Here is an 18850-nt window from a genome sequence, read left to right on the forward strand (position 1 = left end):
GTACCTGTTAGTGCTAGCGTTGCGCAACGGGCTTATTTAATGCTGAAACATGGTCGCAACGATATTTTACCCCTTTTCAGAGGGTTAGCCATTTCTTTTTGTTGCGCAACAGATTCAGACTTTATTTTTACCTTGTGATAAAAATTGCGGGGAAATAGCCGTTTTCAAAACAGCATTTCATCTAATATTGTTCATCACACAAATCAAATTCCAGCAGAAAGCGCTAATGATATGGATATTTCATTTTATTTTTAATTAAAATGAAATATCAGCAATGACATTGTTACGTAAAAGTAAATGAGAGGGGATTTCGCCTATGAGCACTGAGCGCAGTGTGTTCTACATTTCAGACGGTACCGCCATTACCGCGGAGGTATTGGGGCATGCCGTTCTGTCGCAATTCCCTGTGAACATCAATAGCGTAACCCTGCCCTTTGTTGAGAATGTTCAGCGAGCTCAGGCGGTTAAGGCGCAGATTAACGCGCTGTATCAGCAAAGCGGCGTACGTCCGATTGTGTTCTTTTCCATCGTCACACCGGATGTGCGCGAAATCATTCTGGAAAGCGAAGGCTTTTGTCAGGACATCGTGCAGGCATTAGTGGGCCCGTTGCAAAGTGAACTGGGCGTTGCTTCAATGCCAGTGGCGCACCGAACCCATGGTCTGACGGCGAGCAATCTCGGCAAATATGATGCGCGTATTGCCGCAATTGATTACACCCTGGCGCACGATGATGGTATTTCACTGCGTGGTCTGGAGGATGCGCAGGTGATTTTGCTCGGCGTCTCTCGCTGTGGCAAAACACCCACCAGCCTCTATCTGGCCATGCAGTTTGGTGTACGTGCGGCAAACTATCCCTTTATCGCCGATGACATGGATAACCTGAAATTGCCGCCGGCGTTACGCGCCCATCAACATAAACTGTTTGGATTAACTATCGATCCTGAACGTCTGGCGGCGATTCGGCAGGAGCGTGCAGAGAATACCCGTTATGCCTCAATGCGCCAGTGCCGGCTGGAAGTGGGAGAAGTGGAAGCGCTCTTCCGCACGCATCAGATTCGTTACCTTAACAGTACCAACTATTCGGTCGAGGAGATTGCCACCAAAATCCTCGACATTATGGGTCTGCGCCGCAGCATGTATTAATCTGTACGCCAGGCCGTAAAGCCTGGCTTCCGTCTTGTTTCGCTCACCTTTCTTTTTAGCGGGTTGAATTCGCGGCCTATTGGTTTATTGTGACCACCATCACTTCCCGGTATTTCACCGTTGCGAAGAACAGATTTTGAGAATCCCAATGAACAAGACTGATGAACTGCGTACTGCGCGCATCGGCAGCCTGCTAACGCCCGCTGCGCTTGCGCAAGAACACCCCATTTCACCGGAGGTGGCGGCCACCGTCACCGCTGCGCGCCAGCGTATTGCACGCATTTTAACCGGCGAAGATCCACGCCTGTTAGTGATTATCGGCCCGTGCTCGGTACACGACCCTAAAGCCGCGCTGGAATATGCCGAACGCCTCAGCGTGTTACGCGAACGTTATCAGGACCGTCTGGAAATCGTGATGCGCGCTTACTTCGAAAAACCGCGCACGGTGGTCGGCTGGAAAGGATTGATCTCAGATCCGGATCTGGATGGCAGTTTCGACGTTAATCGCGGCATCGCCATTGCCCGTAAACTGTTGCTGGATATCAACGCCACCGGTATGCCGACCGCCACCGAGTTCCTCGATATGGTGATCGGCCAGTTTATTGCTGACCTGATCAGCTGGGGCGCCATTGGTGCACGCACCACAGAGAGTCAGATCCACCGAGAAATGGCTTCGGCACTGTCGTGCCCCGTTGGTTTTAAAAACGGTACGGACGGCAATGTGCAAATCGCGGTGGATGCCATTCGCGCCTCACGCGTCAGCCATATGTTCCTTTCGCCGGATAAGCACGGTCAGATGACGATTTATCAGACCAGCGGCAATCCGCATGGTCATGTCATTCTGCGCGGTGGTCGTCAACCTAACTACCACGCCGAAGATGTCGCGGCCGCGGCCGCAAATCTGCGTGACTTTAATTTGCCGGAACAGCTGATCATCGACTTCAGCCATGGTAACTGCCTGAAACAGCATCGTCGCCAGCGCGATGTTGCGGATGATGTGGCAGCACAGATTCGTACGGGATCACGTGCGGTCGCAGGCGTGATGATTGAAAGCTTCCTGCAGGAAGGCAATCAGAAAGTGGTGAGCGGTGAGCCGTTAAACTACGGTCAATCGATTACCGATCCCTGCCTGAGCTGGGAAGAAAGCGCCGAAGTGCTGGAGAAACTGGCTGCCGCGGTCGACAGCCGTTTTTAATCACCTTAGCTGGAGCAACTCACCTCCAGCGTTTTGCCCCACTCTGGCGGCCGTTGGCGTAACTCTGCGCTGACGGCCGCATCATCAAATGGCTGCTGTAAGGCCAGATGGAGCCGCTCCAGCGCCGCCTTCTCACCCTGCTCGACTTCTTCAATCACCTGCTGTGCCAGATAATTGCGCAACACCAGCGCCGGGTTGGCCGCTTTCATGACCTGCTGGCGTTGTTCATCTGATGCTTCATCCTGCAGCAGACGCTGACGATAGCCATCGTACCAGTGGTCAAACGCCCCGCGGTCGATAAATTCATCACGCAGCGGCGAATGCTGTTGATGCTGCTGCGTCTCACTCAGTAAGCGGAAGGTCAGCGTGTAATCGCTTCGCTCTTGTGTCATCAGCGACAGCAGTTGCGTCAGAATCGCGTTGTCATTGGCATCGGCAGTCAGAAGACCCAGTTTAGCGCGCATCTTCTCACCCCAGACCCGCATCAGTTCCGTTTCATACTGGCTGAGCGCCTGTTTTAACTGATCCGTGCTCATCAACCCTGACAATGCATGCGCCAGACGGTTGAGGTTCCACAAACCAATCATCGGCTGATTCTCAAAGGAATAACGCCCCTGATAATCGCTGTGATTGCAGATGAATCCGGGCTGGTAATCATCAAGGAAGCCATACGGACCATAATCCAGCGTCAGTCCGAGGATCGACATGTTGTCGGTGTTCATCACGCCATGCGCAAAGCCTACGCTCTGCCATTGGGCGATCAGGCTGGCAGTGCGTTTCACGATATCGGTAAACCACAGCACATAGCGGTCAGCGTCATCGCTTAGCTGCGGCCAGTGATGATGAATGGCGTAATCCGCCAGTTGCCGGACCTTATCCTGCTCGCCGCCATAGTAAAAATGTTCAAAGTGACCAAAACGCAGATGACTCTCAGCGATGCGCATCAGCATTGCCCCGCGCTCCTGCGTTTCACGCAGCACCGGCTCATCGCCAATCGCCAGCGCCAGCGCGCGAGTGGTGGGAATCCCCAAATGATGCAGCGCTTCCGAAGCCAGGAACTCACGCACACTGGAACGAATCACCGCCCGGCCATCCCCCATACGCGAATAGGGCGTTAATCCCGCCCCTTTCAAATGCCATTCGAGTCTACGTCCGTTCGTCAGTTGCTGTTCGCCCAGCAGGATGCCACGCCCATCGCCCAGTTGGCCGGCCCACACGCCAAATTGATGTCCGCTGTAAACCTGTGCCAGCGGTGCCATACCTGGCAGTAGCTCACGACCACTCCAGACGCCGTGCCCCTGCCCAATGAAGAGCCCGGCATCCAGTTCCATTTCTGCCGCCAGCGGCGCGTTATGATAGAACAGACGCCCGCCTTCCAACGGCGTTGGCATCAGCGCCGTATAGCATCCCGACAGCTCTTGCTGCCAGCTGTTAATAAATTGCATCACCACTCCAGAAGGTGCACACGAAAAGCACCGACAGTGAGTTTAAAGAATAGGGTTCAGTGTAACGCTGGGCGTCAGCGGATGACAGTTGAAAGGACTACTGCTGTGAAGGGGTATGCGAAGTCACATCAGGATAAATAAGATCACCTAACCGTTCCGCTTTGACAACCGGGAACAAATTGCCTTGCAGTTGAGCTCCGCTCAGCGTGCTGACTTTCTCCAGCATGGCGTTATCGTCAACACCACATATTATGAGCTGATCGGCATAATCTGAGAAATTATCGATGACCGTTTGGATAAAGGGTGTAAAAGATGCACGTTTAGCCAGGCCTTGTATAAAGGTTTTATCCAGCTTCAGTACACTAAAGAGATTATCGTAGACTGCGGTCGCAGGTGCTTTACCCGCACCAAATTGGGAAAGCGATAAACGGAATTCCTGCTGTAATGTGGCCAGAAGTGGCTGCGCTTTTCCGCGCGCTAATTGCGGAAACGTTTCGCTAATATCGAGAATAATAAAAGGAAGTTGTTTAAATTTCCTTAACAGAAATTCACTTCCAAGCAGCGTTAACGCCATCGAATCATCAATACGAACCAGAGCGGTAATTTGATGTAGCTCAAAAAAGTCACGGTACTTTTCCAGTAAAGAAAGCTGGCTCTGCATTAACCGTAATTGCTGCGCATCGTCTAATTGCGGCAACAGCAAATCCTGCGGCAGCGTAATTGGTGCGCTGTCGTGGACGAATTGCGTCACCAGCTCGACCGCAGTCAGCTGGCCCGCCAGTGTATAAACTGGATAGAACCAGGTTTCCGACTGATAGTCGGCAGATAAATGGACTTTCATTTTAGCAGCCAGAAGCAGTGGCAATTGGCGCATCGTATATCAATGAAAACGGTCAGGCAATAGGACCAAACGTTAGAAGAGACGCAATTTTGTGCCTGATTAAACCGTTTTAAGCCATAAATAAAACTTAAGCCAAATAACCGGGGTGGTTGTCCATACTCATTAAATAAATTCAGTCTTATTTTTAGTATTAATGCGGTCGCAGGTAAAGTGCCATTTTAAATGAGAGTTAAATTCGAGGGGAATTCAATAATATATCGGCTGAAAAACCATAAAGAGAATAGGTCATTCAGCACTGGTATGGTAATCACTCAGATACGACGTGCCTGCCAAAATACCTTGCGCCAATAGACGTTATCCAGTGAAGAGCGAATCACGCCCTGGCTGGTAGAAGCGTGGATAAAGGTGTTATCGGTATCGTAAATACCCACATGCAGGCCATTCTCTCCACTGCCCGTTTTAAAGAAGACCAGATCACCGGGCAGCAAATCGCGTTTATCAATGCGTGTGCCAATATCCGTCTGGTCGACGGTAGAACGCGGCAGTTGCATATCGAATTTATCGCGGAAGGTCAGATAAACAAAACCAGAGCAGTCTACACCGCCTCGACTTAATCCGCCGTAGCGATAAGGCGTGCCACGCCAGCGACCTAACTGATCGTTGAGTTGGGCAATCACGGTGATGGAATCAGAAAGACGGCCATTCGGCGGCGGCGCGTGATGGCTACTACACCCAGCCAGCAGCAGCATCAGAAGAAATACCGTTATTCGCATCAGAATGTCCCTAAATCCGTCGCCCGGATGACACTTTAGCGGCAAATCTGCTTAACAGGCAATGTTATTCAGGGAATAAACAGCAGAGGGCCTTGCGGCGTATCCAATTGTTCAAACTCGGTTTGGTACAAAGGGGAGAGATTGGCGGCGGTGAGGACTTCCCGCGCACGTCCCTGCATGACCACTTCCCCCTGATGCATCAACCCTACGCGGTCAGCATGGCGCAGACTGTGGTTAAGATCGTGGCCGCTGGCAATCACCGCGATACCGGCGCGGCACAGCTGGAGCAGCAATTTGTCCACGGCTCGCTGCTGTGCGACATCCAGCGCCGTCAGTGGCTCATCCAGAATTAAAAGCTTGCCGTGAGGATTGATCGCTGGATGGATTTGCATCACCACCGCCGCCAGCCGCACGCGCTGCCATTCGCCTCCGGAGAGCTGCGTCAGCTTACGGGTTAATTTGTCCTGTACGCTGAGTTGCGTCAGCACATCATTGAGTGTGACATCTGCCTGCGGCGACGCCGAAGAGAAATGCAATCGTAGATAGTGCCAGACGGGCATGGTCCCTAACGCGGCCTGTTGTTGCGGTAACCAGGCACGCCACTGAGCCAGCGCGGACCCGCTTAAGCGGCTCAACGACATTCCTGCAAGCTGAATCACGCCTTGAGCCGGTAATAATCCCGACAGCGCACTGAGCAAAGTACTTTTTCCCGCGCCATTCGGGCCCACCAGATGTATCCATTCACCCGCATTGACGCTGAGATCAACCGGAGCCAGACGTCCCGCGACGCTGACTCCCTGACACTGCAACAGCATTTACTCTGCCAGCGCCTGCTCAACGCGTTTCAGGATGATCGGATCATCAGGCGTCATATCCGGAGAAAAACGCGCAATCACCTTGCCCTGTTTGTTGATGAGGAATTTTTCGAAGTTCCACAAAATGTCGCCCTCAGCTTTAGGTGCACGACCTTTACTCACCATACGCTCGAGGAAACCGCTGCCTTCAGGACGTTCGGCTTCCGGCTGCGCTGCCGTTAACTGCGCATACAGCGGATGACGATCTGCACCGTTCACATCGGTTTTATCGAACATCGGGAAAGTCACACCATAAGTGGTGCTACAGAAGGTTTTGATCTCTTCGTTGCTGCCCGGCTCCTGCTCCAGAAACTGGTTGCACGGGAAACCCAGCACGCTAAAGTTTTTGTCCTGCCAGGCTTTCTGCAGTGATTCAAGTTGCTCATACTGCGCCGTCAGCCCACATTTTGACGCCACGTTGACCACCAGCAGTACGTTGTCCTGATACTGTGCCAGTGTCGTTTTTTCGCCGTCCAGGGTAACCAGTTCTGTCTGATAAATGCTCATTGTCGATTCCTGTTGTTGAGACCAAGATGCCAGCCATTGCTAGCGCGAAGATTTCACTAATAGCACGATAAACAGCGGTGCGCCGAGGGTGGCGGTGACCACGCCAATCGGCAGCTCTGCCGACGTCAGCACCAGTCGGGCGATAATATCTGCCCCGAGGAGCACCGCAGCCCCTGCCAGCGCCGAGGCGGGCAGCAGGTAACGATGATCGCTAAAACCGCTTAAGCGTAACAGATGAGGGATGACCAATCCGACAAACCCGATGGCACCGGCCATCGCCACGCTGGTGCCAACCAGCCAGCCCATCGCCAGCACTAACAGGTTGCGCCATAACAACAACGGCAGGCCTAGCTGACGCGCTGAGGTTTCCCCCAGTGAGAGTAAATTCAGCGTCCGCGCGGTGGCGGTAAGCAGCAGAGTAACCGGCAACAGCGCCAGCATCATCCAGCCATAGCGCCAGTCAATACCGCCAAAGCCGCCCATCATCCAGTACATTAACTGCCGCAGATCGAGGCTGGTGCTAAAGTACACGGCCCATGTCATCACTGCGCTACAGATAATGCCGAGCGCGACCCCCGTGAGCAATAAGCGGCTGGCTGAAAGCTGACGATGGGCAAAGTGCAGCAGGATCAGCGTGATCAATAATGCGCCCGCCATCGCCGCCAGCGCCAGGCTCCATAACGAGCCATTGCCCAGCATGACACCCAACACTAACCCAATGCCCGCGCCATTTGATACGCCAAGCAGGCCGGGTTCTGCCAACGGATTGTTGAACAGCGCCTGCATCACCACACCACACACCGCCAGTGCTGCGCCCACCAGTAGCACGGCCAGCGTCCGCGGTAAGCGTAACTGCCAGACGAAGAGATCACCCTTCGATGAAAACCATTGGGTTGGGGAAATCCAGCTGTCTCCGGCACACAGACTGAGTACAAACAGCAGTAGCAGAGTGGCACTCAGCAGCATTAGCCAGCGCTGGCTGCGACGATCGGCCTGATAAGCAAGCTGGTCCAACAGAGTCATAGATGAGATTGGCTGAGAAAACAGAGATTTGATTGTAGTGAGATTGTGGCAAAAAGAAAGCGGCACCGAGTGGGTGCCGCTGAGCAATGCTTACTGATGAGGCGGGATCGGTTGACCGTGATTATCACGCTTATCGTGGTTATCGTGGTTATCACGCGGGTCATGATGCTGGTCGCGCGGCTGCGGTTTGTTATCGTGGCGCGGCGCATTGCCCGGGTGCTGTGACTGCCAGCCGTTACCGTTCCAGTAACCGTGTGGGCCTTTCATGCCAACACGCTGATTGTGGTGCTGTTTCCACCAGGTTGGCGCTCGCCAGTCGTAGCCATCCCAATAGTAGCCACGTTTATCCTGATCACCGATATGAATAGAGACACCCGGTGTGTTGATGTTAACGGAAACATTGGCGCTAGCCAGCAGCGGCATGCCTAACAGGATGCCCAGTAAAAGTGCTGTCTTTTTCATCAGCAATACCCCTTGTTATGTGATGGCGCTGTTATAACAAATGGATTGCGACAGTCACTATCAGCCAGTGCCGATTTTCATCCTATTTTCCGCATACTTACGAAATCCTGACATTATGGAAAAATTGCGCAGAATGGCTATCTTGCAGCCAATAAAAAAGGCCGCTAAGCGGCCTTTTTGTCATACTGAAATTAGTCAGCGTCCTTCGGTGTCGCGTTCTCAACGCGACTTTTCAACTTCTGTCCCGGACGGAAGGTCACCACTCGGCGGGCAGTGATAGGAATATCTTCCCCCGTCTTCGGGTTACGGCCCGGACGTTGGTTTTTGTCACGCAGATCAAAATTACCAAATCCGGACAGTTTAACCTGTTCTCCGTTCTCCAACGCGCGGCGAACTTCTTCAAAGAAGAGCTCAACCAACTCTTTGGCATCGCGTTTGCTCAACCCGAGTTTTTCAAACAGGTACTCTGACATTTCAGCTTTTGTAAGCGCCATAGGTTCAATCCCTCAAGGTTGCCTGGAATCGCTCTTTTAATGCCGCAACGCATTTGGCAACGGTCGCGGCAATCTCCTCTTCTTCGAGTGTCCGGCTGGTATCCTGCAAAATCAGGCTAATCGCGAGGCTCTTTTCGCCCTCGTTCACGCCCTTACCACGGTACACGTCAAACAAGTTTACGCCAACTACCTGATTTACGCCAACTTTCTTACACTCCGCGATGATATCTGCTGCGGGCACGTTTTCAGCCACTACCACAGCGATATCACGACGGTTCGCCGGGAAGCGTGAAATCTCGCGCGCGTCAGGCAGGACGCGGTCTGCGACCTTATTCCAAAGCAGTTCAAACACTAAGGTGCGGCCGTTGAGATCCAGCTTACGTTCCAACTCCGGATGAACCACTCCGATAAATCCGATTCGTTCGCCGCATAAATAAATTGCCGCGCTCTGTCCTGGATGCAGTGCCGGATTAGCTTCTGCACGGAAAGAAATCTCATCAAGTTTACCGGTCAAATCCAGTAGCGACTCTAAATCGCCTTTTAAATCATAGAAGTCAACTGTCTGGCGCGCCAGATCCCAATGCTCTTCGTAACGATTACCGCTCAGAACCCCCGCCAGCATAAGATCCTGGCGAATACCGAGATCGGCTTGCGTATCAGGAACAAAGCGCAAACCGCTCTCAAACAGGCGTACGCGGCCTTGCTGACGGTTCTGGTTATACACCACTGCACCAAGCAAGCCGGTCCACAGCGACAGGCGCATCGCCGACATATCGCTGGAAATTGGGCTAGGCAGAATCAGCGCTTCTTCGCCTGGATGCAGCAACTGCTGCACTTTGGGATCAACGAAGCTATAAGTAATGGCTTCCTGATAACCTTTATCGACGAGCAGGTTACGCGCCCGCTTCAGCGACAAATCCGCTTCGCGATGCTGAGTCATGATCAGGTTGGCTTTCACTGGCACGTCTGGGATGTTGTTGTAGCCGTACACGCGGGCCACTTCTTCAACCAGATCTTCCTCAATCGCCATATCGAAACGCCAGCTTGGCGCAACGGCTGTCCACTCGCCATTGCCCACGCTCACTTCGCAACCCAGACGCGTCAGGATATCGGTGACCTGCTCATCGGCGATCACGTGACCAATCAGACGGTCCAGCTTTTCGCGACGCAGCGTGATAGTGGCGCGCTCAGGCAATTTACTGGCGTCGGTTTGATCGATAACCGGACCTGCTTCACCACCGCAGATGTCGAGCAGCAGCTGGGTAGCACGCTCAATGGCTTTGAATTGCAGCGCCGGATCAACACCACGCTCGTAACGATGCGACGCATCGGTATGCAGGCCCTGACGACGTGCACGGCCGGTGATCGCCAGCGGTTCAAAGAAGGCACACTCGAACAGCACATTTTTGGTTTCTTCGTTCACACCAGAGTGTTCACCACCAAAAATGCCGCCCATCGCCAGCGCTTTTTGATGGTCAGCAATCACCAGCGTATCGCTGCTGAGTTTGGCTTCGGTGCCATCCAACAGCGTCAACACTTCGCCCTCTTCCGCCATGCGCACCACAATGCCGCCGTCAATGCGGTCGAGGTCAAAGGCGTGCATTGGCTGACCCAGTTCCAGCAGAACGTAGTTGGTGATATCTACCACCGGGTCGATAGAACGGATTCCACAGCGACGCAGTTTTTCACGCATCCACAGTGGCGTTGCCGCTTTAACGTTAATTCCTTTCACCACGCGGCCCAGATAACGTGGGCAAGCCTCTGTGGCGTCCACGCGAATCGGGAAGGTATCGGTGATTGTTGCCTTAACGGGCTCAATCGTTGGCTCAGTGAGCGGCAAACCGTTGACCACCGCCACATCGCGCGCGATGCCGATAATACCGAGGCAATCAGCACGGTTAGGCGTCACACTGATTTCAATGGTGTTGTCATCCAGTTGCAGATAGCTGCGGATATCCGTGCCAATCGGTGCATCAGCGGGCAGTTCAATAATGCCGCTGTGATCGTCGGAAATACCCAGCTCAGAGAACGAGCACAGCATGCCTTCTGAAGGCTCACCGCGCAGTTTCGCGGCTTTGATTTTGAAATCGCCTGGCAGCACAGCGCCGACGGTCGCCACGGCGACTTTCAGGCCCTGGCGGCAGTTTGGCGCGCCACAGACGATATCCAGCAGGCGCTCGCCGCCCACGTTGATTTTGGTCACGCGCAGTTTGTCGGCGTTCGGGTGCTGGCCGCACTCCACCACTTCACCCACGACCACGCCATGGAACGCACCGGCGACCGGATCCACGCCGTCCACTTCCAGGCCGGCCATGGTGATTTGCTCAGACAGCGCAGCGCTGTCCAGGGCTGGATTTACCCATTCGCGTAACCAGAGTTCACTGAATTTCATTGGATAACCTGCCCTTATTTAAATTGTTTGAGGAAACGTAAATCATTTTCGAAGAAGGCGCGCAGATCGTTCACGCCATAACGCAGCATGGTGAGACGCTCCATCCCCATGCCGAAAGCGAAGCCCGAGTAAACTTCCGGATCGATGCCGACATTGCGCAGAACATTTGGATGCACCATGCCGCAGCCCAGCACTTCCAGCCACTTGCCGTTTTTACCCATCACATCCACTTCTGCGGAGGGTTCAGTGAACGGGAAGTAAGAAGGACGGAAGCGAATCTGCAGGTCTTCTTCAAAGAAGTTGTTCAGGAAATCGTGCAGCGTGCCTTTCAGATTGGTGAAGCTGATGTCTTTATCAACAATCAGGCCTTCCATCTGATGGAACATTGGGGTGTGCGTTTGATCGTAGTCGTTACGATACACGCGACCTGGTGCGATGATGCGGATCGGTGGCTGCTGGTTTTTCATGGTGCGGATCTGCACGCCAGACGTCTGGGTGCGCAGCAGACGGGTGGCATCGAACCAGAAGGTATCGTGGTCAGCACGCGCCGGATGGTGGCCGGGAATGTTGAGTGCGTCGAAGTTATGATAGTCATCTTCGATTTCCGGACCCGTGACCACCGCAAAGCCCAACTCGCCGAAGAAGTTTTCGATACGGTCGATGGTGCGGGTCACCGGGTGCAATCCACCGTTCTCAACGCGACGACCAGGCAGCGAGACATCGATGGTCTCTGCGGCGAGGCGCGCATTCAGTTCAGCGCTTTCCAGGGTGTTTTTACGCTCGGTAAGGCGGTCTTGTACCTGCTGCTTCGCTTCGTTAATCACCGCGCCTGCTGCCGGACGGTCTTCCGCTGGCAGTTCACGCAGGGTGGTCATTTGCAGCGTCAGGTGCCCTTTCTTACCCAGGAATTCGACGCGCACGGCGTCCAGGGCGGCGATATCCGACGCCTCGTCGATAGCGGCCGTGGCACGGGCCACCAGGTCTGCGAGTTGGGACATGATTTCCTCTTCTTCCAGCCGGGCTGGTCAGTTCTTGTAAGGACCGTGAGATCCGATTAAGTGTCGCCAGAAACAAAAAAGCCTCCACGAGGGAGGCTTTCAGCGCGATTTTTCGTTTCTTTTCTTATGCGCAAAAGCCCCCGATTGTCAGGCGCTAAAGTAAAAAAAGAAACGGAAAATAGCAGCGTGCATGCTTGCGTTACCTTGTCTTGATAGAAACCGCACTATTGAAAAGCCCAGCGGTTAAAATGTCAATCTTTTGCGTGAGTTGCAGGCAATAAAAAAGGGAGCAAGCTCCCTTTTTCATCTGACTTACGCCAGAGCTGATTTTGCTTTTTCGACCAGTGCCGTGAAGGTCACTTTGTCGAATACAGCGATGTCAGCCAGAATCTTACGGTCGATTTCAATAGAGGCTTTTTTCAGGCCATTGATGAAACGGCTGTAAGAGATACCGTTCTGACGGGCCGCAGCGTTGATACGCGCGATCCACAGCTGACGGAACTGACGCTTACGTTGACGACGGTCACGGTAAGCATACTGACCAGCTTTGATAACAGCCTGGAAAGCAACGCGGTAAACACGTGAACGTGCACCGTAGTAGCCTTTAGCTTGTTTTAAGATTTTCTTGTGACGTGCGCGAGCAATTACACCACGTTTTACGCGAGCCATGTGAGCTCTCCTATATCATATTCTGTGATGCCCTATTCCCTGCAGTACGCAAAGTGTTCAGGCAGATTTATAAAAAGTTTACTTATGCGTACGGCAGGCAGGCAACAACCAGACCCAGATCGCCTTTAGACACCATGCCTTTCGGACGCAGGTGACGTTTACGCTTGGTAGACTTCTTAGTCAGAATATGACGCAGGTTCGCGTGCTTACGCTTGAAGCCGCCAGAAGCGGTCTTCTTGAAGCGCTTAGCCGCGCCACGGACAGTTTTAATCTTTGGCATTTTTACAAATATCCACTTCGCATTGTTAATAAAATGAATCAGACAGGCGAATAAAATTCCGCACAGCGCGAACGCTGCGCGGCATTATTACTTGAAGGCCTACTGTTTCTTCTTCGGTGCGAGCACCATGATCATCTGGCGGCCTTCGATCTTAGTCGGGAAGGACTCGACAATGGCCAGATCCAGATCTTCACACAGGTCTTTACGGACGCGGTTAAGCACTTCCATACCGATCTGCTGGTGCGCCATTTCACGACCACGGAAACGCAGCGTGATTTTGGCTTTATCGCCCTCTTCCAGAAAGCGAATCAGGTTGCGTAGTTTGACCTGATAGTCGCCATCATCGGTACCAGGACGGAATTTGATTTCCTTAACCTGGATAACTTTCTGCTTCTTCTTCTGTTCCTTAGAAGACTTACTCTTTTCATAAAGGAACTTGCCGTAATCCATAATACGGCAAACCGGCGGTTCGGCGTTCGGGCTGATTTCAACTAAATCTACGCCAGCTTCTTCGGCTTTCTCAATTGCTTCGCGCAATGTCACAATGCCAAGTTGCTCGCCGTCTACGCCAGTTAAGCGCACTTCGGTAGCACGGATTTCGCCGTTGATACGGTTCGGACGCGTCGGTTGTACTCGTTTTCCGCCTTTAATAACCTTATTCCTCTAATTGGTGAAGATGTCGGCTGCGAATCTCTTGTTGCAGCTTCTCAACAAACACATCTACGTCCATGCTCCCGAGGTCTTTACCACGGCGGGTGCGCACGGCAACTTTGCCTGCTTCCACCTCTTTCTCACCGCAAACCAGCATATAAGGGACGCGACGTAATGTGTGCTCGCGGATTTTAAAGCCTATCTTCTCGTTTCTCAAGTCTGCTTTGACACGAATGCCAGCTTTCTGCAATTTCTTTGTCAATTCACTGACATATTCTGCCTGACTGTCGGTAATATTCATCACCACAGCCTGCACCGGGGCCAGCCAGCTCGGGAAGAAGCCCGCGAACTCTTCGGTCAGGATGCCGATAAAGCGCTCCATTGAACCGAGAATCGCACGGTGAATCATGACCGGCGTCTGACGATCGTTGTTTTCGCCCACATAAGTGGCGTCCAAACGTTTTGGCAGGGAGAAGTCTAGCTGAACGGTGCCGCACTGCCATGCGCGGTCGAGGCAATCGTACAGGGTAAACTCAATTTTCGGGCCGTAGAAGGCACCCTCTCCTGGCTGATATTCGAACGGAATTTCGTTCTCCTTCAGCGCTTCTGCTAAATCCACTTCCGCACGGTCCCACATTTCATCGGTACCGATACGTTTCTCCGGACGGGTCGACAGTTTCACCACGATTTTTTCAAAACCGAAGGTGCTGTACATGTCGTAAACCATGCGGATACAGCTGTTCACTTCATCACGAACCTGATCTTCAGTACAGAAGACGTGTGCATCATCCTGGGTAAAACCACGAACGCGCATCAGGCCGTGCAATGCGCCTGAAGGCTCATTACGGTGGCAGCTACCAAATTCCGCCATACGCAGCGGCAGGTCACGGTAGGATTTCAGACCCTGATTAAAGATCTGAACGTGGCCAGGGCAGTTCATTGGCTTGATGCAATATTCACGGTTCTCTGAAGAGGTGGTGAACATCGCTTCTTTGTAGTTTTCCCAGTGGCCGGTTTTTTCCCACAGCACACGGTCCATCATGAACGGACCTTTCACTTCCTGGTAATCGTACTCTTTCAGCTTGGTACGGACGAACACTTCCAGTTCACGGAAGATGGTCCAACCGTCGTTGTGCCAGAACACCATACCTGGCGCTTCTTCCTGCATATGATACAGGTCGAGCTGCTTACCGATTTTACGGTGATCGCGCTTCGCCGCTTCTTCCAGACGCTGCAAATAGGCAGCCAGCTGCTTCTTATCACCCCAGGCTGTACCGTAAATACGCTGCAGCATTTTGTTGTCGCTGTTGCCGCGCCAGTAAGCACCGGAGATTTTCTGCAGTTTGAAGTGATGGCAGAAACGCATGTTCGGCACGTGCGGACCGCGGCACATGTCGATATATTCTTCATGATGATACAAACCAGGTTGATCATCGTGGCTGATGTTTTCGTCAAGAATGGTGGTTTTGTAGCTTTCGCCACGCTCAGCAAACACGTCACGCGCTTCCTGCCAGCTCACCTTCTTCTTCACAACATCGTAATTAGTCTCAGCCAGCTGGTGCATACGCTTTTCCAGCAGCTCAAGATCTTCCTGCGTCAGGGTGTGATCCAAATCGACGTCATAATAGAAGCCGTTATCAATCACCGGACCAATCGCCATTTTGGTATTCGGCCACAGCTGTTTAATTGCATGCCCTAACAGGTGTGCACAAGAGTGACGAATAATTTCCAGACCGGCTTCATCTTTGGCGGTGATAATTGCCACCTGAGCATCTTCGGTGATCGGATCAACCGCGTCCACCAGCTCGCCATTAACACGACCGGCAATACAGGCTTTCGCCAGACCCGGTCCAATATCCAGAGCGATGTCCATCACGCTGACCGGACGGTCAAATACGCGCTGGCTGCCATCAGGAAGAGTAATTACTGGCATTTCATATCCTTAATTGCAGTGGTAAGCCACACGAAAGCCTACATGCAACATTGAGTTCTGTTTGAGTAACCCGGCGTAATGTCAGACCCACGTTGTCGGAATGACGCCAGGAATGTAAAGCGCCGGAGATAATAGCAGCTTTCTGCCGCGATCTAAACCCGCGAAAAATGCGCTAAGCCATCGACAGATAAAAAAAAACCGCTGCGCGGCGCAGGCCGGCAACGGTTTCTTCATCACGGCTCACTTACATCGCGTAAGAAAGCTGGATGGTGGTTTTGGTGTCGGTACGATCCGGCGCAGACTCTGGCGGATTGTTATTCCAGGTCACGTTGTAAGCCAGCTTCAGCGCAAAGTGCGAGTTAATCGCTACCTGCAAGCCGGTTTCGGAGTTCACCGTCGTGTCATCACCGAAGCTGCTCAGCACAGATACACCCTGAATGAACTTGGTGGTATCCGTCAGCTGCCATTGATAACTCACCGCACCATAGCCCAGGGCTTTGGTTTCGTGGCCACCCGCGTGGAAGTCATCATAACGAACACCTGGACCGAATTCAGCACGCAGTGAATGCACCGGGCCGTTAAGGATCTGGCGACCGTAACCTGCGGTCAACACATCGCGTGAGTCATAACCGTTGAAACGGTCGCTCAGCCAGCTTGCCTGGCCGAACAGGTAGTCAGCACTGTTCAGGTTGTAACGAGTACGACCACCCAGGCTGTAGGTCTCTGACGAACGCTCATCGTTTGAGGAGTTGTTCGCGGCATTACCCCAGAGACTGTAAGCGGTGTTGGTCTGATACCAGGTCATGTTGGTCGCAGCACTCAGCGCTGAACTGGTGGTGTTACCGGTTTGAGCCAGATATCCCGCTGACGCGCTGCCTTCAAACGGTTTTTTTGCCGTTGAAGGGTCATCCATGGAGGTAAAAACGGTGTTATCAGCTAATGCCTGGTGACAAAATGCTCCAGCAGAGAGCAATACAACAGCGGACAGCTTATTAAAGGCTTTCATTAAATGTGACCCGTACGGCAGTTTAAAAAAGAGTGAGTCTGAAGAGTTTTCCCGGCCAATCAATGCAATTTACGGTAAGTTTTGTAAAAAAGTATGAAGGTGCCAGAAATGCCAGGTTCCGCGCTGGAACCGCATGGTTAATAGGAGCTTTCCCATTTCCGCTGCGCATTATAAGAGGCAATTAACCAAATAGCAGCCCAATTGATACAAGAATTTTCTGAAGCCTGTTGACGCAGATTTACGCCTCCTTTCCCCTCCCAATTGCGCAGAATTCGCTCTATTCGCAGCGCTGGTCTACGCTGGAATTTGTTCCATAACAACGAGGTGAATGATGAGTGACCACGACCTGAAACGTTACATTGTCACGCTAAGCTATTCGGATGAGAGCTTAGGCGATCTGCAATCTCTGAACAGTGTGATGGTCAATGGCGGTTACACCACGACCCTGCATGACGACGAGGGCCGTTCACATGAATTGGGGACCAACAGTTTTGGCATCATCACTGCCCTGGAACAACACGAGATTGCGGAACACGCAGCCGGGCTGGCCGATGTTGCTTTGCACCGCCAGGCAGAGGTGAAAATCAGCACGCTTTCCGAATTTCTAAAGGCAAAACCCTGACGCGCCACAAATAATCGCCCCACCACTGGTTTTGCTGAAGTTTTGAGCGCTACAATCAAACTTACGCAGCGAATAAAGAGGATTACCCAATGTGGTCAGCCATTAGTCGTCTGTTAAGCGAACACGCCGGTGAAGCTGAAATCACTGAACGTTACGAACTGCCTGGTGGCGATGTGCATCCTGCCTGGCGCCTCCGCTACGGCGATCTTGACGTTTTCGTCAAATGTAACACGCGCGATATGCTTACCCTGTTTAGCTGGGAAGCGGACCAATTGGGCTTACTGGCGCGGACACAGACGGTCCGGGTGCCAAAAGTGTATGGCGTTGGGAATGACCGCGACAGCAGCTTTTTGCTGTTGGAGTATATTCAGCCAGAGGCGCTGAACGAACACAGCGCCTTCCAGCTTGGCCAGCAGTTAGCTCACCTGCATCAATGGAGCGAGCAACCGCAGTTTGGCCTCGATTACGATAACAACATCACCACCTCGCCCCAGCCCAACAGTTGGCTACGCCGCTGGTCGGTGTTCTTTGCTGAACAGCGTATTGGCTGGCAACTACAGCTGGCCGCTGAGAAAGGGGTGCAATACGGCAATACCGAACTGATCGTCGATTGCGTGCAACGCGCGCTGGCCAATCATCATCCTCAGCCTTCTCTATTACACGGCGATTTGTGGCCTGCTAACTGCGCGGATAGCAGCAGTGGGCCATGGCTGTTTGACCCCGCCTGCTATTGGGGCGATCGGGAGTGCGATCTCGCGATGTTGAATTACTACGTCGAATTGCCACGCCAGATTTACGAGGGATATCACTCGGTGTGGCCGCTGGCAGAAGGGTTTTCGCAACGACAGCCTGTGTACCAGCTCTACTATTTGCTCAACCGCGCCAACGTGTTTGCCGGTAACTGGACAAACGCCGCACAATTCGCGATTGACCAGTTGTTAAATGAAGATGCATTGGGACAACGTCAGGCCAGGCCGGCCTGACGCCTTACAGCATGCCCAGTAATTTCAGGACAAAATAACCCGCAATAGCAATCACGATTGGCAGGATATAGAGCGAGAAAACTTGCAGCAAAATAGTATGTCGCGGGACATGGATCTTCTCTTCCAGCTGCGCACGTGTGCGTCCTTCTGCTCCTTTGGCTTGTTCAAGAATCAACTGATCCTCAATACCTTCCTTGATGTGACGCGACTGACGCCACATGCGCGCGCCTGACGCCTGCAGCGCAATGCCGACGAAAATCAGGATGTAGATGATCCAGAAGCCAATATTGGCACCACCATTAAACTCCGGTACCGGTGAATTTTGCCAAAACAGGTTCAAAAACGGCGTGTTGAACTTGATCATGTCGACCATCACATGGACAAAATCGAGCATCACGGCATCAATGCCCGGCTGCTTTTCACTGTGTTTAAACATGAAACCGAGAATTGAAATAATGGTGGATAGCAGCGCCGGAATAAAAATTACCCAGCCAGCCACTCGCTTAAGGATGGCGATGCGGCCAGCCTGTTGGTAAGTCATGGTGTCTCCCTTCACATACAGTAGTTTTGCCCTAAGT

The 18850-nt window shown here is 52.7% G+C and carries 21 protein-coding genes and 1 other annotated feature; of the genes, 4 read left to right on the plus strand and 17 right to left on the minus strand.

What is annotated here, in order from left to right; genetic code table 11:
- The first annotated feature begins 316 nt into the window (after positions 1–316).
- On the plus strand, positions 317–1144 hold the full coding sequence (ppsR, locus tag LH22_RS13510) for a posphoenolpyruvate synthetase regulatory kinase/phosphorylase PpsR (RefSeq protein ID WP_034821695.1): 828 nt from the start codon (positions 317–319) through the stop codon (positions 1142–1144).
- Between the two features lie 148 nt (positions 1145–1292).
- Positions 1293–2339: a 3-deoxy-7-phosphoheptulonate synthase gene (locus LH22_RS13515; RefSeq protein ID WP_038647322.1), complete on the plus strand. Its 1047-nt coding sequence runs from the start codon at positions 1293–1295 to the stop codon at positions 2337–2339.
- 5 nt (positions 2340–2344) lie between these two features.
- Here LH22_RS13515 and LH22_RS13520 read toward each other — a convergent pair whose 3' ends face one another.
- The 16 genes from LH22_RS13520 to LH22_RS13590 all read right to left on the minus strand — a co-directional run bounded on the left by LH22_RS13520 (position 2345) and on the right by LH22_RS13590 (position 16667).
- Positions 2345–3784: a protein adenylyltransferase SelO gene (locus tag LH22_RS13520; protein ID WP_038647323.1), complete on the minus strand. Its 1440-nt coding sequence runs from the start codon at positions 3782–3784 to the stop codon at positions 2345–2347.
- 97 nt (positions 3785–3881) lie between these two features.
- Complete coding sequence (locus LH22_RS13525; RefSeq protein ID WP_038650155.1) at positions 3882–4625, minus strand: EAL domain-containing protein; 744 nt, start codon at positions 4623–4625, stop codon at positions 3882–3884.
- A 311-nt stretch (positions 4626–4936) separates the two neighbouring features.
- Positions 4937–5398, minus strand: a complete 462-nt coding sequence (locus LH22_RS13530; protein WP_038647325.1) for an NlpC/P60 family protein — start codon at positions 5396–5398, stop codon at positions 4937–4939.
- Positions 5399–5466: 68 nt separating this feature from the next.
- Positions 5467–6213: a vitamin B12 ABC transporter ATP-binding protein BtuD gene (btuD, locus tag LH22_RS13535; protein WP_038647327.1), complete on the minus strand. Its 747-nt coding sequence runs from the start codon at positions 6211–6213 to the stop codon at positions 5467–5469.
- Positions 6214–6759 (minus strand): glutathione peroxidase, encoded by a 546-nt coding sequence (locus LH22_RS13540; protein WP_038647329.1) that lies wholly within the window; start codon positions 6757–6759, stop codon positions 6214–6216.
- 39 nt (positions 6760–6798) lie between these two features.
- On the minus strand, positions 6799–7782 hold the full coding sequence (gene btuC, locus LH22_RS13545) for a vitamin B12 ABC transporter permease BtuC (protein ID WP_038647331.1): 984 nt from the start codon (positions 7780–7782) through the stop codon (positions 6799–6801).
- A 90-nt stretch (positions 7783–7872) separates the two neighbouring features.
- Positions 7873–8244 (minus strand): DUF2502 domain-containing protein, encoded by a 372-nt coding sequence (locus LH22_RS13550; RefSeq protein ID WP_038647333.1) that lies wholly within the window; start codon positions 8242–8244, stop codon positions 7873–7875.
- Between the two features lie 191 nt (positions 8245–8435).
- Positions 8436–8738 carry an integration host factor subunit alpha gene (gene ihfA / locus LH22_RS13555; protein ID WP_007892687.1) on the minus strand — a complete coding sequence of 101 codons (303 nt, stop codon included), beginning with the start codon at positions 8736–8738 and terminating at the stop codon, positions 8436–8438.
- 4 nt (positions 8739–8742) lie between these two features.
- The gene (gene pheT / locus LH22_RS13560) at positions 8743–11130 is read right to left on the minus strand and encodes a phenylalanine--tRNA ligase subunit beta (protein ID WP_038647335.1); all 2388 of its coding nucleotides are present in this window, start codon (positions 11128–11130) and stop codon (positions 8743–8745) included.
- Positions 11131–11144: 14 nt separating this feature from the next.
- On the minus strand, positions 11145–12128 hold the full coding sequence (gene pheS / locus LH22_RS13565) for a phenylalanine--tRNA ligase subunit alpha (RefSeq protein WP_038647337.1): 984 nt from the start codon (positions 12126–12128) through the stop codon (positions 11145–11147).
- A gap of 71 nt (positions 12129–12199) precedes the next feature.
- Positions 12200–12325 (minus strand) — a sequence feature (Phe leader region).
- On the minus strand, positions 12276–12320 hold the full coding sequence (pheM, locus tag LH22_RS20625) for a pheST operon leader peptide PheM (RefSeq protein WP_121626058.1): 45 nt from the start codon (positions 12318–12320) through the stop codon (positions 12276–12278). It overlaps the preceding feature by 45 nt.
- A 115-nt stretch (positions 12326–12440) precedes the next feature.
- Positions 12441–12797: a 50S ribosomal protein L20 gene (gene rplT / locus LH22_RS13570; protein WP_007892678.1), complete on the minus strand. Its 357-nt coding sequence runs from the start codon at positions 12795–12797 to the stop codon at positions 12441–12443.
- Positions 12798–12879: 82 nt separating this feature from the next.
- On the minus strand, positions 12880–13077 hold the full coding sequence (rpmI, locus tag LH22_RS13575) for a 50S ribosomal protein L35 (protein ID WP_006118955.1): 198 nt from the start codon (positions 13075–13077) through the stop codon (positions 12880–12882).
- Between the two features lie 99 nt (positions 13078–13176).
- Positions 13177–13728, minus strand: coding sequence for a translation initiation factor IF-3 (gene infC, locus LH22_RS13580; protein ID WP_034821726.1), 552 nt, complete (start codon positions 13726–13728; stop codon positions 13177–13179).
- A gap of 4 nt (positions 13729–13732) precedes the next feature.
- Positions 13733–15661: a threonine--tRNA ligase gene (gene thrS, locus LH22_RS13585; RefSeq protein ID WP_038647340.1), complete on the minus strand. Its 1929-nt coding sequence runs from the start codon at positions 15659–15661 to the stop codon at positions 13733–13735.
- A gap of 244 nt (positions 15662–15905) precedes the next feature.
- Positions 15906–16667, minus strand: a complete 762-nt coding sequence (locus tag LH22_RS13590) for a DUF481 domain-containing protein (RefSeq protein ID WP_038647342.1) — start codon at positions 16665–16667, stop codon at positions 15906–15908.
- A 328-nt stretch (positions 16668–16995) separates the two neighbouring features.
- Here LH22_RS13590 and ghoS point away from each other — a divergent pair, with 328 nt between their 5' ends.
- Together ghoS and LH22_RS13600 are read left to right on the plus strand one after the other, a co-directional pair.
- Positions 16996–17289 (plus strand): type V toxin-antitoxin system endoribonuclease antitoxin GhoS, encoded by a 294-nt coding sequence (gene ghoS / locus LH22_RS13595; RefSeq protein ID WP_231647374.1) that lies wholly within the window; start codon positions 16996–16998, stop codon positions 17287–17289.
- Positions 17290–17378: 89 nt separating this feature from the next.
- Positions 17379–18272: a fructosamine kinase family protein gene (locus tag LH22_RS13600; protein ID WP_038647344.1), complete on the plus strand. Its 894-nt coding sequence runs from the start codon at positions 17379–17381 to the stop codon at positions 18270–18272.
- Between the two features lie 4 nt (positions 18273–18276).
- Here LH22_RS13600 and LH22_RS13605 read toward each other — a convergent pair whose 3' ends face one another.
- The gene (locus LH22_RS13605) at positions 18277–18813 is read right to left on the minus strand and encodes a YniB family protein (RefSeq protein WP_038647346.1); all 537 of its coding nucleotides are present in this window, start codon (positions 18811–18813) and stop codon (positions 18277–18279) included.
- Positions 18814–18850 lie beyond the last annotated feature (37 nt).

Source organism: Pantoea rwandensis (assembly GCF_000759475.1).
Taxonomy (GTDB): Bacteria; Pseudomonadota; Gammaproteobacteria; order Enterobacterales; family Enterobacteriaceae; genus Pantoea; species Pantoea rwandensis_B.